We start from the raw sequence: 13,505 nt of genomic DNA on the forward strand, positions 1-13,505 counted from the left end.
CCATGCGGTTGACGATCGCATGAGTTGCGGGGTAGCGAAAAAGGCGGGGTTTCTCATTTCCGGGCTGGGGATTGGGAGTCACGGTACCCACTTCGACAAAACCGAAGCCGAGTCCAAGCATAGCCGCGATCACTTCGGCATCCTTGTCCATCCCTGCAGCTAAGCCGATTGCATTCGGGAACTCCAGGTCCCACAGCTTGACGGAACGCGCTCCTTCGGGCTGTGCCATGCGCTTCAGCAGGTACAATGGCAATCGCAGCGCAGTGGCGACCTTGAGGGATTGAATGCTGAGATTGTGTGCGTTCTCCGGTGAGAGTTTGAAGAGACAGGGACGTAGGATTTGCTCGTACATGGGCCGACAATGTTTGTGTAATAAAACCCTCAATGTCAGGGTGTTGGCAACGGATTTCTGCATGAACAACTTGCATGCCATATTTTCGTTGCGTTTAGAGTTGAAAAATCAAAACCACTTCTCTGGATAGTAACCCCATAACTTTCCAATCATTCCAAACCAAGAGGATCTATGAGCAAATCATCTCCAAAATTACAATGGGTCAAGGTGCGCCTGGGCGAAGACCTCAACTGGTGGGTAGCCGAGACAAGCGATCCGATTCATTGGGATGTGGACGGCCTGGGAATCATTGATCCCCGCCAGGCATCTGCGCTTACAGACTCACTCGATTCGCTCCGGGAATACGGATTCGATCCCGAGGTATTTGAATCTGCGTTTTTTGCATTCCGCATCCATGCCAAGGCAGACAAGAACCTGATCGAGCTGCGCAGGGTTCAGGAATCCTTTCTCGAACTCGATGAAGACCTGTTCCTGTTGCCGGACATGCTCGACGAGGAGAAGAGTCCCTACGCCGACTTTCTCGACCGCATCACACGTTGTCGTGTCAAGCTGCTCAACGACCTGATTGATCTCGCGGAAAAGCTTGAGATCGATGAGATCGAGGAGACCATTCGCGAGGAGCAAAACAAGGATTACATGGAGGGTAAGGCCATCCATTTTTACAACGAAGTTTCGGCAATTCTTGATTTTGTTCCTGCGGGATATGAACTCGAACTCGACGATGACGACGGCGACGACGAGGATGATGACGACGATATCGACATCGATATCCCCGATTTCGAAGACGACGAAACCCTCGAAGAGGATGAAACCATGAAGTGGGACGAGGATGACGACGACGACTTCGACGAGGATGACGACGACGAAGACGAGGAGTCGGATGACGAGGGTGACGATGAGGAAGAAGAGGAGGCACCTCCCCGCCGCGGCCGTCCCCGCAAGAATGACTGACCGCTTGCTGCAGGTTCAAGGTTCCATGACAAATCCATCCTGCGGATGGTAGGTCAGTACCTGAATATGCCGCTCACGCGCTTCGTAACTGCCAGTCCATTCCACCGTTTGCTCACCGAGGTCTAGGACGACCTTCACCTTCGTGTTGCCCGGTACGATGCGGTGCCGCAGTGTGGCCAGGGCTGGCCCGTCTCGCGAAATCCCTCGTGCGGCTATGCTGTGTTCGTAGGATTGCCCGTTCAACGTCAGTCGAATGGTAATGGGCGAGCGGTGGGGCTTTTGTGTTGAGTGTCCCCGCATGTGAATGGGTTTTGTTGCTTCGTCCTCCGGGTTCGTCATTTCCTCCTCCTGCATGCTGCCGTAGGCTTTGATGGACAGTGCAAACTCAGGCGAAGGGTCTGCAGGATTTTGGACCTGGAGGTGGCTTAGCGCGATCACCAGTGAGGTAACGACCCCAACCACTGCTGCAGCTGCAACCCATTGGAATTGCTGACGATGGGATGCTGAATGGTGCCTTTCCACCTGCAGAGCGTTTACGAATTGAGCCAGTTTGCGTTCGCGTCCGGGTGTAAAATCGAAAAGGTGAATGGCTGGGCGGGCCGATTCGCGCAATGGAGGGTTACGCTTGCCAGCACTGCGTTCGGCGATCCAGCGGTTGCCAGCTCGCGCTGCGCTTTCAGAACTCCCATCCCGCACAATCAAGACATGCCGCATGCCTCGCTTGATCAAGCGTTCCAGAACGTTGGAGCGGATCCAGCTGGCGGTTGGCACGGCAAATACGGTAAATCCTTTCAATGCGCTTTGACGGAGCTGGTCCAGTTTCCGGTCATCTGAACGCAGGGCATCCGAGGCTACCAGCGCGAGTTGTTCGCTGGAATCATTGCGAAGTTGCTCAAAGAGCAGTTTTTCATGTGTCAACGTATCGAGATGTTCCAGATTGAGGGCAGCCGAATGGCACGAACCCACGCAGACGGCACATCCGACGCAGCGCTCAGGGTCCACCCACGCCACAGTGGGAAATGAAAGCCGGGATGGACCCCGCTCCACCATGCGAATGGCGTCAAACGGACAATCACGCACACATTGTTCACAGGCATCACAGCGACGTTCACTCACCACGGTCTGTCCCGCCTTCGTGAAGGTTGCACCCTTTTGTGGGCAGCCAAAGATCCAGGGTACTGCAAATGCGAGGGCGAGCACCATGAGCAACACGGCCCAGAGTCCAAGATCCTGGAATCGAAGTCCCAGTGCCAGAGGTGTGAGATACCACGCATCCACCGTCATCTGGTCTGGCACGATGGCCATCTTTGCGGGCGGGTCGAGTGGCGCAGGAAGCAACCATGAGACCACAGCCAGGCTGATGCCGGTGAGCAGCATCAGGCCGCCCCTGGGAAACAGTCGCACATGGCTGAGTTTGATGACATGAATGACCAGACCCACAACGAGCAACAGCGGCAGCAGCATGTGCCCAAAAAAAACCACAAAAAACAGCAGACTCGGAACCAGTCGATCAGCCAGGTGCAGGCTCGACAGGGGTTCCGGAAAAATCGGAAGCAGATCGAGAAACCGCATGGATAGCGTCGCCACTTGTTGGGCGGGTTGATCCCAGACCAACCAGAATCCGGTCCAGCCGATCAGCCAGAGAAATGCGAGCATGAAGACGCCGGAAACCCAGGCGAGCGTCCTCGACCCCGAAAATTTGCTCGCTGCAAAACTGCGGAACGCATGCAGCAGCACCAGCAGCATGGTCAGGTCGGAACTGTAGCGGTGCAGTGCGCGAACCCATCCGCCCAGGGTTCGCCCTTGAACTGACTCCAGCGATGCATGCGCGAGCTGCACACTGGGTGCATACCAGAAGAGCAGCAACACTCCCGAAAAAAATGCGACGAGCAGACAGAAGTTTGCGGCAGCTCCCGAATGGGACAGCAGGTTGAGTTCGTGCGGGATCCAGCGCATTAAGGCTGAATCGAGGCGGGAACCGCATTGATCCAGATATCGGAACAGTGACGGCAGGCGCAGGGTTCGCACGCGTGGACGTTTGGGATTCATCGGGAACTGAGTTGCATGCGGTTCTGTCGCACAGGTGCTTCGCTGACGGATACAATGGCATCTCCCAGCCATGAACGGTGTTCGGGGTTGAGACTGAAGCGGTAGGCGATCAGCCCTTCAGGATCGATCAGGATGAAAAGATTGTTGTGATCGATGAACCCGGTTTCGGGATTGAGATAAGTGGAAAACTGCAGTTTGGACAGGATGCTGCGCACCTGGTCCGGTTCTCCATTCAGGTATCGAAAGTCGGGATAGTTGAAATTATAGGCACTCGCGATGGAGTCCATCAGTTGCGGGGTATCGTATTCGGGATTGAGGGAAATGGCGAGGATCTGAAGTTCATCAGCGATGGCTTCGGGCAGCGCATCCAAGGTGGAACGGATCTGCAGCAGGATCTCTGGACAGGACTGGGAGCACAGCGCATAGATGCCAGTGATCAGAACCGGCTTTCCCCTGAGATCGTCCAGCGAACAGGGATTTCCGCGTTGATCATTGAGCGTAAACGACGGTGGATCGAGACGGGTGCGAATGCGTTCTCCCGGGAAGGGTTGCGGTGCTTTCGGGTCGGCATCCATCTGCGCGTATAACATCATGCCACCAAGAATGAGCAGCAGCGTGACCAGGGCACCCCCGACTGGACCCGCTTGGGTGCGCCACCCGTTCAGCGTGGTGAGCTGGCGCAGGGAGCTGTTCCAGATCAACAGGATCAGTCCGGTGATGAAGAGCGGTTCGGCAAACATGATCCAGACACTGATCCATTCCAGGTGACCGGTTTTGGGATCGTAGCTGAAACACCAGACCTTGAAGTCGGTGGAAAAATCGCTCCAGAATCCAAAGCCCTCGGGTGCGATCCATATCAGCAGCAAAAAAACTTCGTAGATGACGGCGAGAGTGATCACATAGGCTGGGAACGCACTACTGCAGAAAAAGCGGCGTGCAAATGAAAGCAGTTTCTGAATCATGGCAGCGTTTGAAAAATATGCATTTTACCGGGGAGACGAAGCTCCCCGGACTGGTGTCAAGGAATGAGAACGCATTCGATCAGCGCACATGCCACACGTCTGCAAGCGCCTTCCAGTTGGCGAAATAATAGACGGCAAATGAGAGCAGAAAGATGCCGGTGAGCACAAATGTACCCTTCATCGCCCAGTGCAGGTTCGGGAGCTTTTCTCCCGGGGCGTTGGGTAGGGTTTTGGCCGTTCCCCAGTCCGCCATGGGGCGACCGGCGTTCGACTTGCCAAACAGGAGTGTTCCGACACAGAGTAAGGCAAACAGCAGAAGGCCGGTAAAGGCGATGATGCCGCCGATGCCCAGCATCGCGAGGAAGAGGTGGGCGGCTGGACCATAGATGCCCGCATGATCGATGTCATAGACCCGGCGTGATACCCCCAGTGATCCGGCGAAGGACATGCCGAAGGAGAGCAGCAGGATGCCACTTCCAAACAGCCAGGGTTGGATGCGGGCGAGTTTCGGCAGGATGAAATCCTTGCGGAAGATCAGGGGAATGACGTAGTAGGCCAGCCCCATGAATGCCAGGCTGGTGCCACCAACAACCGTCGCGTGGAAGTGACCCGGAATGCGCAGGGTGTTGTGCGCGATGATGTTGATTTGCTGGGTGCCAAGCGTGACACCTGTGATGCCTCCCACAAATCCGAAAATCAGTAGGGAATAGGCGGCTGCCGAGAAGGCGGGATTGCGCCAGGGCAGTGCGGGAATCCAGCCAAAAATGCCCTTGGTGTGTCCTTTCTGGCGCATCGCGATTTCAATGGAAGCGGGAACAGTGAAGGCGTGGATCATCGATGCAAGCACAGCCAGGTACATGGCGTAGGAAGTGTTCCAGATCTTCCAGGCGGCACTCACTCCCGGATCGACCAGAAGGTGGTGGGCTGAGGCCAGATTGATGAACAGGATGTAAAGTACAAACGCTCCGCGACAGACCGTTTCGTTCACGGGTTTGGCTCCGGTGGCGAGGTTCCCGATCAAATACCATACCGCGACCATGGCGCAGACATTGACTTGCTGGGACTGGTGCCCCAGGCCCCACCAGATCAGCCGATACCACATCGGGTCCGGCTCTGCGGTCCATCCCATGGAGAACGTGAACGTCGGGATCATCACGATGGCACCGTGCAGCAGCGTGACGACGGCGATGATCGCTGCGGCAAGCGCACCAAAGGTTACCAGGGGAATGGAGCCTTCGTAGGTGCGGTGTTTTTTGGCAATGAAGAGGGTGGCGAAAAAATTGAAGACCGCAATCAGGGTTCCGACGGCCACCAGAATGATGCCAAGGTAGAAGAGCGGATGGGCGAGCAGTGGCAGGTAGCTCGTCATCATGACATCGGCTTTGCCCTGCAGGATGACAACGTTGGTCATGACGGCGCCGACCAGCATCATCGCAAACGACACCCAGGCGATTTTCCGGGAGAACAATCTGGAGTTGAGCGGAATCGTGCAGGCAAAATACAGGATCGCGACTTCAAAGAAGAGGATCCAGAAAATCAGCATGTTCAGACCATGGAAGGTCAGGATGCGATAGAACCAATCGATGGGAAGCAGGTGCACCGTCTGCCAGCGCGTGAGCGCGAGCAGCAGGGCGGCAATGCCACCCAGCAACAGGAAAACAACGGCGCTGACCGCGTTGAGTTTGATGAAGCGCTGGGCGGTCAGGCAGACCTTCAGCCCAGTTGTGTCGCAGCTGCGGCTTTCGGCCTGGGCATCGTCCAGCGCTGCAGGATGGGAAAGTGTGGTATTCATGGGAAGATTCGTGGGTTTTTTGGAAGTGGACTTATTCAACGAGGATCTTTCCGATCATGCGGTCGTGTCCGATTCCGCAGAATTCGTTGCAGACGATGGTGAATTCACCGCTGGTGGTTGGCGTGAGGGTGATCACGTGATCGTAGCCGGGCAGTGCCTGAAAGTTGATGTTCAGGGGTTGCAGCGACAAACCGTGCTGAAGGTCCATCGAGGATAAGTGCAGGCGGTAGGTCTCACCCTGCTGCAACTTGAGCACGGGATACCACGACCACATGCGTGCGACGAGGTAGATATCCGTTCCCGGAGCGGGTTGAGCGATGGGAACGCCATTCAGTTCACCGACCTGATTTTCCTCCGTGAAGCGGGTAGCGCGTTCCAGAAATGCGGCAGGTTCGACCGAGTAGGTCTCGCCCGTGCTGTTCTGTTTTCCGCGAAAGTGCCAGAACGGCATCATCAGGGACATGATGAAACACCAGACCAGCGCCATACCGATCCATACTTTTTCGCCGCCTTCCGGGGCCTTGTACCAGTCTTTGGCAGGGATTGAGAGACTCATGGCAATGCCTTGGGTTCAGGGAAGGGTTGCGGGTGAGATGAACAGGAGTTCGACCCATCCCCAGACCGTGTAGGAGAGAATGGGAATCAGAACGCCCAGGATCAGCAGAAGCCATGGATTGTCCATGAGCCGTTTCAGCCAAGGTTCTTTCGATGATGATGTCATGTGTGTAGTTGGGTTATGGGAAGCTCAGGTTCGCTGGTGGACCAGCGCACGCTCCCGATGATGGATTTGACGATGAGAATGAGAAAGAGCATGCCCGCGATGATTGCGATGAGTCCGCCAATCCCCATCACGATCAGGCCGATGGTTTCTCCCGTGTGATGCACGACTTGTTCGTTGGCATAGGATTTTCGCCCGAGACCGAAGCATCCCCCGATGGCAAAACCTGCGACAAAAACACTTTGTCCAATGCCAAAGAGAGCCAGTTGCAGGTTGCCCAACGTCCAGTAGCGCGCCAAGCTGGTGCGGGGTGCGTGGCGGCTCGCGAGCAGGTAGGCCACGGTCATAAAGGCGGCCGTGATGGCCCCGAGTGAGGCGTGATAGTGGGCCGGGATCAGTGTGTTCGATCCGCGGATCAGGAAGCCGATACCGAAGCCCAGTGCGAGCAGCGACATGCTTGCCAGCAGACCCGTGCGAATCAGTCCTGAGCGGGGGCATGCCTGGCGAACCGGAAAGCGTCTCAGGTGGTGGATCACCCGCACTGCCATCAGCGTGGCGACGGGAAACAGGGTCCAACGCATCAAAAAGGTAAATCCCTCGATATAGGTTGAGTTGAGCGTACCGTTCACCGTGAGCAGTGGGCCAGCTGCATGAGGAACAATGAGCAGCGAGAACAGCAGGATGGCGGCCTTTCGGGAGAGCAGCGACGTTGCGGTCAGTTCATGGACAAGCCAGCACCAGACGGCGAGCGCGGCGCAGAGGTTGACGCACTGCAGCACATGTCCAAATCCCCACATCAGCGTTTCGTAGCGGATGTAGGGGTCATGCACTTCGGGCATACCCGCCCAGGCGGCGAGCAGGGTGACCAGTGCAAACAGAAAGGCAAGGCACGCTGCACGAATGCCGATGGATGCATCGACAGGAAGGGAACCCGTTGAGGGGCGCAGCAGGTTTGGCAACAGGTGCATCGCCAGGCCGCTGAAGACCAGCGCCAGTCCGAGAAAGAACACAGGATGATCAATCACAGGAACATAGTTCGCCAGAATGGGTACGGCATCGGGAAGCAGTGCGGTCACCAGCATCAACCCAACACCAGCGCAGGTGATCCATACCGGCAGATACCGGGCAGTTGCAGTTGGTGTTGCCGTACGGATCGCGTCGATGGAGGCGAGGCAGGCGTAGAACCAAAGGATCAGGGCAAGATCCACATGCACAACAAGGCAGCGTTTGAAAAAATGGGCATCGTTGATCCAGTGAGCGAAAAGAGGGAGGCGGCCCACGACCACCGTGATCGAGAGCAGGCCAGCCACAATCAGGCTGGTAATGGCGAGTTGCAGCCATGCGCGGCTTGTGGCGGGAAGCGGTGGACTCACTGTAGCACGATCTTCCGTGCCTTCCGGGGCGGAGCACAGGGATGGGGCGGGATGAGTTGCGCGAGTGGGCATTTGGACAGCATATCCGCCAGAGTTTTCGTTTGTTTTGATGCAGATCAAAAAGTGTTGGGAATTCATGAGCTACCGTAGATGCATGCCGTCGAATCCACCTTACCCCAGTTCCCTGAACAGCTCGGTCGATGCCCTGGAGCAATCCTGTGCCAGCCCGGCCCTGCAGCGGCTTCGCTGCCTCATCATCCTGACCAAGCCGCGACTGGCATTTTTTTCGCTGCTCTCGGCTGCCTGTGGGTATGCCGCAAGTGTGGATCGATTTGAGTGGATCCTGTTTGGAAGCGCGATGGTGGGCACGGCTGCCGCAGCTGGGGGAGCGTTGTCGCTGAATCACTGGTGGGAACGCCGGAGTGATGCCTGGATGCGGCGAACGCGCGCGCGACCCCTGCCGAGTGGACAACTTGCGGCTCCGGTGGCGCTTGCGTGGAGCCTGGTGCTTTCCATGGTTGGTGTTGTACTGTTGGGGGTGGTGTTTGGGGCGATGAGTGCCGGATTGGCAGCTAGCACGATTCTGCTGTATGGGTGTGTGTACACTCCACTCAAACGACGTACCCGCTGGGCGACAGAAGTGGGTTCCCTCTCAGGCGCGCTGCCCCCGCTCATTGGAAGCGCGGCAGCGGGTAATGTGTTTTCGCAACCTGCCCTCATTCTGTTTGCCCTTCTGATTTTCTGGCAGATGCCCCATTTTTTTGCCATCGGCTGGATGCATCGGGAGGACTACCGCAGGGCGGGCTTTCCACTGTTGCCCGCTGTGGATGTTACGGGAAAAGCCGTGGCACTCTGGAGTCTCGCCTACTCTGTGCTGCTGTTGTGCACGCCCTGGGTCGCATGGCTGTTGGGGGCCTGCGGTCCCGTGTTTGTGATCATTGCGACCTTTGGGGCTGTATTCATGGTCTATCAGAGCGCTCGCATGGGGTTCTGCGAAAACCGAAGCAAAAACGTCGCAAGGAGGTTGTTCCTTGCGACGCTGTTCTACCTGCCACCAGTCATGATGGCACTTTGGGTGGAAAATCTGTTCAGGGGGCCGTGACCTTGAGGGTTCCCCGCATGATGGCATAGTGCCCCGGGAATGTGCAGATGAATGGATAGGCACCGGGGTCGGTCGGAGCGTTGAATTCAATCGTGTCGCTCTCTCCTGGTCCGAGCATTCGGGTGTGCACGAGAATCTTGGATTGATCCGTTGGCAGATATTCCGGTCCTTGAGTGGCGGCAGCCATGCCAATCTTGTTGATTTCGGATTCTGCGATCGGCTTGAGCAGCACCCAGTTGTGCGCCATGCCCTGTTTTGGCATTTTTCCGATGTTGGTCAGGGTCAGACGCAGGGGTTCGCCAGCGGTTGCCGTGATCTCGGTGATGTTGAATTTCATCGCATCATTGCCGGTGACCTGAATCGTGCGAACGCCGTCCGCTCCGACAGTTTCGGTGCTGTCAGCGGGTTTTTCGGCGCCGCAGCCAGCGAGTACAAAAAGGGTGATGATGCTGATGAGCGTTTTGAGTAATGGACTTGTGAGTTGCATGGGCGGGAGTATAGCACCCAGCACCCTCTGGAGTTTTGATCTGCGTCAAGGAGCAGCGTGCTTTGTGGATGCACCTTCTGATCGTGAGTGCGGAAGCAGCAGTAAACTGACGGCAAGTGCCTGAATCACCGCAGTTGCGAGAAGCAGGTGGGGATGGTGGGTCCAGGATGGTATCGGCAACCACGCCCGCAGCATTGGCAGCAGCAAGGCAACTTCGGTAACCAGAGCTGCGAAAAGGAACATCCCCAATCCCCATCGTCGCCAGCAATCCGGTCGCATCCATTTCCACTGCAGCGCTGTTGCAATGACAGTGGGCAGCACAACGAAGAGGAACACACTGTGCAGGAAAGCAATGATCAACCAGCGCTGGGTCACGAATGCGGTGGCCAGGGGGGCGCAGGCGAGCAGTTGGGTCAGGGATTTGAGCAACAGTACACACCAGGCGATGTGGAACAGTCCCCTTACGATGCGGCAGGGAGTGTGAGCGTGTTCGTTTACATGAGAACGGTGCGCAAATGCAATACGCGCCAGACCGTAGAGCTGCAGTCCTGCACCGATGGCTGTTACCAGGCGCAGCGAATCCGGAACCGGATTCCAGAACAGCGATACCCCGAACGTGAGAACGACTCCGGCAAATACTGGCAAAAATCCCGTTTCGAGCGCCTTTCGCAACGCAGTTTCCTGCGGTGCGACTGACTGTGCAAGCAAGGCAAGCGGGAACAGGATGAACCAGCCATTGTACTGAAAATGCAGGTACCAGTAAATCGAGTTGGCGTAGAGCGCAGTGTCCCGCAGGTCCAGCGCGGCCAGCGGACCCAACACGACTGGACCCAGGCTGGAGGCGAACATGCAGAGCAGTGAACTCCGTAACCAGGGGCGTGCCCGTGGGTGGACGCGATCCGAACGCCAGAGCAAGAGGGCAAACCAGACGGCAGCAACTGAATGCAGAGTGGTAAAGGCAATGCTCACTGGCCCGTATCCCTGGAAGGGAAAGCTCAACAGCATGCCCAGATTGGCAATCTGAAGGGTGACGAAGAGCTGGATGCAGCGCCGTCGTCTGCTTTTCGGTACAAAGCGTACCCAGGCCAGTGCGAAGAATGCGTTGAACACCCACGCCAGAAACCCCATGTGTGAGTGCGCGTGCAACAGATTGCCGTAAACGAGACCTGGTGTGGGCGTGATGGCCTGCCATCGCAGCAGTGCCCCGAGCCAGGCGGTCACAAACAACCCCAGCAGTGCAATGCTGAAGAAGCGGCGTCCCGCATGGGGTTCGCCGCATTCCGGATCAGCGCAGTCCCAGGCATATCCTTTAGATGGAACCATGGATGTGGAACGATGGTGCATGGTGAAAGGATAGGGCTTGGGTCAAACTCCTGTCTTGATGCACATCAAGAACAGCTCAGGGTTACAGGGTTTGTTGTTCGATCTCCCTGAGGAACTCGCGCAGGCCCGAAATCGAGTGGAAGTGAATGCGTTTGCCTTCCACCGTCAGCAGTTTCAGTTTGCGAAGCCGGGCAAAAACCCGCGAGAGGGTTTCGCTGGTGGTCCCCAATTGACTGGCGAGCAAATGCTTGGGGAGGGGAAGCTGGAGTTCCGCTTGCTCGCCATTGCCGTTTTGGCGGGTTTGAATCTGTTCCAGCAGCCAGCGCACGATGCGGGATTCCGCCTGACGCAGCTTCAATCCCTCCACGGTTTCGACGAGAAAGCGCAGATGCTGACTCATGGAACCGAGAATATTCAAAGCAAGGTCAGGGTCGCGGCGAATTTCGTCGCGGAAAAATGCGCCGGGGACAAATACTACCTGCGCATCTTCGGTAGCCTTTGCCGATGCGGGATAGCAGTGGTTGCCGACCAGAACCGCCTCCGCAAAACATTCACCCGGATAGAAGACCCGAATCACCTGCTCCCGCCCATCCTCCGTGACGCGATGCACGTTGATCGCACCGGAGTGCACCGCAAAAAAACCCAGAACGGGTTCGCCTTCGTGAAAAAGGTAACTGCCCTTTTTCACGCTTTGGATGCGGCAGCCCCGAACGATGTTTTCCAGTGCAGATGAGGACAGTTCCCTGAAAAGATTGGTCTGGCGCAGAGTGCGCATCATCAATACGACACGCACTTCCCCGGGGCAGTGAGGGGTCAGGGACAGGTCAGTCGTGGTCATTGCAATGGGTCTCGGGCAGAAAACGTCAGGATTTTTGATCGATATCAATCCAATTTGCTCCAGAATGCAATAGACTACGGCATGCAATCCACTCCAGAACCCCTCTGTTTTGACGCACGACCCTTGCTGGCCAAGGGAATCGAACCCTTTCCCTATATACTGGAATACAAGCGTCGGCTCCTCCCCGGCCAAGTCTTTCAGCTGTTGGCACCCTTCCAGCCCGTTCCCCTGTATTCTGTTTTTGAAGCGGAAGGCTACGCGGTGGAAGTGAATCAACCCGAACCCGATTGCTGGGAGATCCGTTTTACTCCTTCTTCTTCAGCTACTCCGGGACGTGGACTCGAAATTGATTTTTCGGGAACACAGGATGTCGACGAATCCCAATTGGCTGATACGCTGCGCTCGCTGGGCCGTGATTCCACGCTCAAGGTGCTCACGCAGGAGCGACCCGATGCCCTGCTGGCGACCGTGGACTCCGAGGCATTTGAGTGGGAATGCGAGTCGACCGAATCCGGTCGGTGGATGACCACATTCTGGAGAGTCGTCGCCGATTGAAGATTCGGAAATGATGGAAGGTTTTTGATCAGGATCAAAAATCTTGGCCGTGATGCATGCTAACCTGCATGCGCAATAACGGAACCAACAGGGGAGCGGCTGCTTCGGGTGTACTGAAGTGCAGACCAGCAAATATCGGTGATCGGGCAGTCGCTCCTGTGTTGGTATATGGATCAATCCCCGGAGAATCGCACGTTCTCCGGTTTTTTGTGAATGAAACCAATACCCACTCAATCTTCTGCTCAACTCCGGGAACAGGCTACGCCCTACTACTTGTTTGTGTTTGCACACTTCGCGCTAATGGGCGTGCTCACGCTCGGTTTGTGGGGTTACGGCATCTGGCGCGGCATTGCACCGGCACTACCCGAACTTCGCATGCCAGACTCACATGCGACGACGGAATCCACTGAGCAAGCCGAAGCGGTTGCCGAAGTGGCGATGGTCCCGGGCGAGCAAGCCTATCAAAGCTGTATCGCGTGTCATGGAGATCAGGCACAGGGGAATGAGTTGCTCAAGGCTCCCGCACTCAACCAGCTCCCTGCCTCCTATCTGGCAAACCAGCTCCGAAAATTCAAAAACGGTCAGCGCGGAAGCCATCCCGATGACATGGAAGGTGCCATGATGCGACCCATGGCTGCAACGCTCAGGTCGGAGTCACAGATTCGTGAGGTTTCCACTTACATTGCGGGGTTGGCATCTGAACCGCCAGTCGCCACACTTGAGGGAGACCCGATCCGGGGCAAATCCTACTATGCTGTCTGTGCGTCCTGTCATGGAATTGATGGTCTGGGCAATGAAGCACTTAGCGCACCCTCACTCGTGGGGCAGCAGGATTGGTATCTTGTGAGCAGTCTCGAGCGATTCAAATCCGGTGTGCGTGGTGCCGACCCGGAGGATCTTCACGGAGCACAGATGCGTCCGATGGCGGCAACACTTCCCGATGAGCAGGCCATGCGCGATGTTGCAGCCTACATCTTCACCCTTCATCCATAGGCTTCAGCTG

14 protein-coding genes are annotated in these 13,505 nt (G+C 56.6%); 4 read left to right on the forward strand and 10 right to left on the reverse strand.

Annotated elements, in window-relative coordinates; genetic code table 11:
* Positions 1 to 352: dihydroorotate dehydrogenase (quinone) (locus ABQ298_04735; protein MEQ9823670.1), on the reverse strand; the 352-nt coding region annotated here is incomplete at its 3' end.
* A gap of 171 nt (positions 353 to 523) precedes the next feature.
* Between ABQ298_04735 and ABQ298_04740 the strand changes: the two genes are divergently transcribed.
* Positions 524 to 1,303: a hypothetical protein gene (locus tag ABQ298_04740; GenBank protein ID MEQ9823671.1), complete on the forward strand. Its 780-nt coding sequence runs from the start codon at positions 524 to 526 to the stop codon at positions 1,301 to 1,303.
* A gap of 15 nt (positions 1,304 to 1,318) precedes the next feature.
* Here the strand turns inward: ABQ298_04740 and ABQ298_04745 are convergent, their stop codons facing one another.
* The 6 genes from ABQ298_04745 to ABQ298_04770 all read right to left on the reverse strand — a co-directional run bounded on the left by ABQ298_04745 (position 1,319) and on the right by ABQ298_04770 (position 8,335).
* On the reverse strand, positions 1,319 to 3,352 hold the full coding sequence (locus ABQ298_04745; protein MEQ9823672.1) for a cytochrome b N-terminal domain-containing protein: 2,034 nt from the start codon (positions 3,350 to 3,352) through the stop codon (positions 1,319 to 1,321).
* Positions 3,349 to 4,314, reverse strand: a complete 966-nt coding sequence (locus ABQ298_04750) for an SCO family protein (GenBank protein MEQ9823673.1) — start codon at positions 4,312 to 4,314, stop codon at positions 3,349 to 3,351. Before ABQ298_04750 ends, ABQ298_04745 begins: the two co-directional genes overlap by 4 nt.
* 79 nt (positions 4,315 to 4,393) lie before the next feature.
* Positions 4,394 to 6,106 carry a cbb3-type cytochrome c oxidase subunit I gene (locus ABQ298_04755; GenBank protein MEQ9823674.1) on the reverse strand — a complete coding sequence of 571 codons (1,713 nt, stop codon included), beginning with the start codon at positions 6,104 to 6,106 and terminating at the stop codon, positions 4,394 to 4,396.
* Between the two features lie 31 nt (positions 6,107 to 6,137).
* Positions 6,138 to 6,662 (reverse strand): cytochrome C oxidase subunit II, encoded by a 525-nt coding sequence (locus ABQ298_04760; GenBank protein MEQ9823675.1) that lies wholly within the window; start codon positions 6,660 to 6,662, stop codon positions 6,138 to 6,140.
* A 15-nt stretch (positions 6,663 to 6,677) separates the two neighbouring features.
* The gene (locus ABQ298_04765; GenBank protein MEQ9823676.1) at positions 6,678 to 6,827 is read right to left on the reverse strand and encodes a hypothetical protein; all 150 of its coding nucleotides are present in this window, start codon (positions 6,825 to 6,827) and stop codon (positions 6,678 to 6,680) included.
* The gene (locus ABQ298_04770; protein ID MEQ9823677.1) at positions 6,824 to 8,335 is read right to left on the reverse strand and encodes a hypothetical protein; all 1,512 of its coding nucleotides are present in this window, start codon (positions 8,333 to 8,335) and stop codon (positions 6,824 to 6,826) included. Before ABQ298_04770 ends, ABQ298_04765 begins: the two co-directional genes overlap by 4 nt.
* On the opposite strand from ABQ298_04770, the gene cyoE reads away from it, so the two are divergent.
* Entirely contained in the window at positions 8,334 to 9,299 is a 966-nt protein-coding gene (gene cyoE, locus ABQ298_04775) for a heme o synthase (protein ID MEQ9823678.1), read from the forward strand. The two genes, ABQ298_04770 and cyoE, sit on opposite strands and share 2 nt — an antisense overlap.
* Here the strand turns inward: cyoE and ABQ298_04780 are convergent.
* The 3 genes from ABQ298_04780 to ABQ298_04790 form a co-directional block, all read right to left on the reverse strand.
* Positions 9,286 to 9,786, reverse strand: a complete 501-nt coding sequence (locus tag ABQ298_04780) for an azurin (GenBank protein ID MEQ9823679.1) — start codon at positions 9,784 to 9,786, stop codon at positions 9,286 to 9,288. The genes cyoE and ABQ298_04780 overlap by 14 nt on opposite strands.
* A 45-nt stretch (positions 9,787 to 9,831) precedes the next feature.
* Positions 9,832 to 11,109 carry a hypothetical protein gene (locus ABQ298_04785; GenBank protein ID MEQ9823680.1) on the reverse strand — a complete coding sequence of 426 codons (1,278 nt, stop codon included), beginning with the start codon at positions 11,107 to 11,109 and terminating at the stop codon, positions 9,832 to 9,834.
* Positions 11,110 to 11,191: 82 nt separating this feature from the next.
* A complete protein-coding gene (locus ABQ298_04790) occupies positions 11,192 to 11,947 on the reverse strand; it encodes a Crp/Fnr family transcriptional regulator (GenBank protein ID MEQ9823681.1) in 756 nt (251 codons plus the stop codon).
* 81 nt (positions 11,948 to 12,028) lie between these two features.
* Here ABQ298_04790 and ABQ298_04795 point away from each other — a divergent pair, with 81 nt between their 5' ends.
* Both ABQ298_04795 and ABQ298_04800 read left to right on the forward strand, forming a co-directional pair.
* Entirely contained in the window at positions 12,029 to 12,502 is a 474-nt protein-coding gene (locus ABQ298_04795; GenBank protein MEQ9823682.1) for a DUF2249 domain-containing protein, read from the forward strand.
* 213 nt (positions 12,503 to 12,715) lie between these two features.
* Entirely contained in the window at positions 12,716 to 13,495 is a 780-nt protein-coding gene (locus ABQ298_04800) for a c-type cytochrome (protein MEQ9823683.1), read from the forward strand.
* Positions 13,496 to 13,505: the final 10 nt, after the last annotated feature.

Source organism: Puniceicoccaceae bacterium (genome assembly GCA_040224245.1).
Classification (GTDB): domain Bacteria; phylum Verrucomicrobiota; class Verrucomicrobiia; order Opitutales; family JAFGAQ01; genus JAKSBQ01.

What these genes read in the sequence shown, in the direction of transcription:
- ABQ298_04765 (MEQ9823676.1), bottom strand. Translation starts at nt 6,827, where the DNA reads ATGACATCATCATCGAAAGAACCTTGGCTGAAACGGCTCATGGACAAT.
- ABQ298_04780 (MEQ9823679.1), bottom strand. Translation starts at nt 9,786, where the DNA reads ATGCAACTCACAAGTCCATTACTCAAAACGCTCATCAGCATCATCACC.
- ABQ298_04750 (MEQ9823673.1), bottom strand. Translation starts at nt 4,314, where the DNA reads ATGATTCAGAAACTGCTTTCATTTGCACGCCGCTTTTTCTGCAGTAGT.
- ABQ298_04790 (MEQ9823681.1), bottom strand. Translation starts at nt 11,947, where the DNA reads ATGACCACGACTGACCTGTCCCTGACCCCTCACTGCCCCGGGGAAGTG.
- ABQ298_04795 (MEQ9823682.1), top strand. Translation starts at nt 12,029, where the DNA reads ATGCAATCCACTCCAGAACCCCTCTGTTTTGACGCACGACCCTTGCTG.
- ABQ298_04755 (MEQ9823674.1), bottom strand. Translation starts at nt 6,106, where the DNA reads ATGAATACCACACTTTCCCATCCTGCAGCGCTGGACGATGCCCAGGCC.
- ABQ298_04770 (MEQ9823677.1), bottom strand. Translation starts at nt 8,335, where the DNA reads ATGAATTCCCAACACTTTTTGATCTGCATCAAAACAAACGAAAACTCT.
- cyoE (MEQ9823678.1), top strand. Translation starts at nt 8,334, where the DNA reads ATGAGCTACCGTAGATGCATGCCGTCGAATCCACCTTACCCCAGTTCC.
- ABQ298_04800 (MEQ9823683.1), top strand. Translation starts at nt 12,716, where the DNA reads ATGAAACCAATACCCACTCAATCTTCTGCTCAACTCCGGGAACAGGCT.
- ABQ298_04745 (MEQ9823672.1), bottom strand. Translation starts at nt 3,352, where the DNA reads ATGAATCCCAAACGTCCACGCGTGCGAACCCTGCGCCTGCCGTCACTG.
- ABQ298_04740 (MEQ9823671.1), top strand. Translation starts at nt 524, where the DNA reads ATGAGCAAATCATCTCCAAAATTACAATGGGTCAAGGTGCGCCTGGGC.
- ABQ298_04760 (MEQ9823675.1), bottom strand. Translation starts at nt 6,662, where the DNA reads ATGAGTCTCTCAATCCCTGCCAAAGACTGGTACAAGGCCCCGGAAGGC.
- ABQ298_04785 (MEQ9823680.1), bottom strand. Translation starts at nt 11,109, where the DNA reads ATGGTTCCATCTAAAGGATATGCCTGGGACTGCGCTGATCCGGAATGC.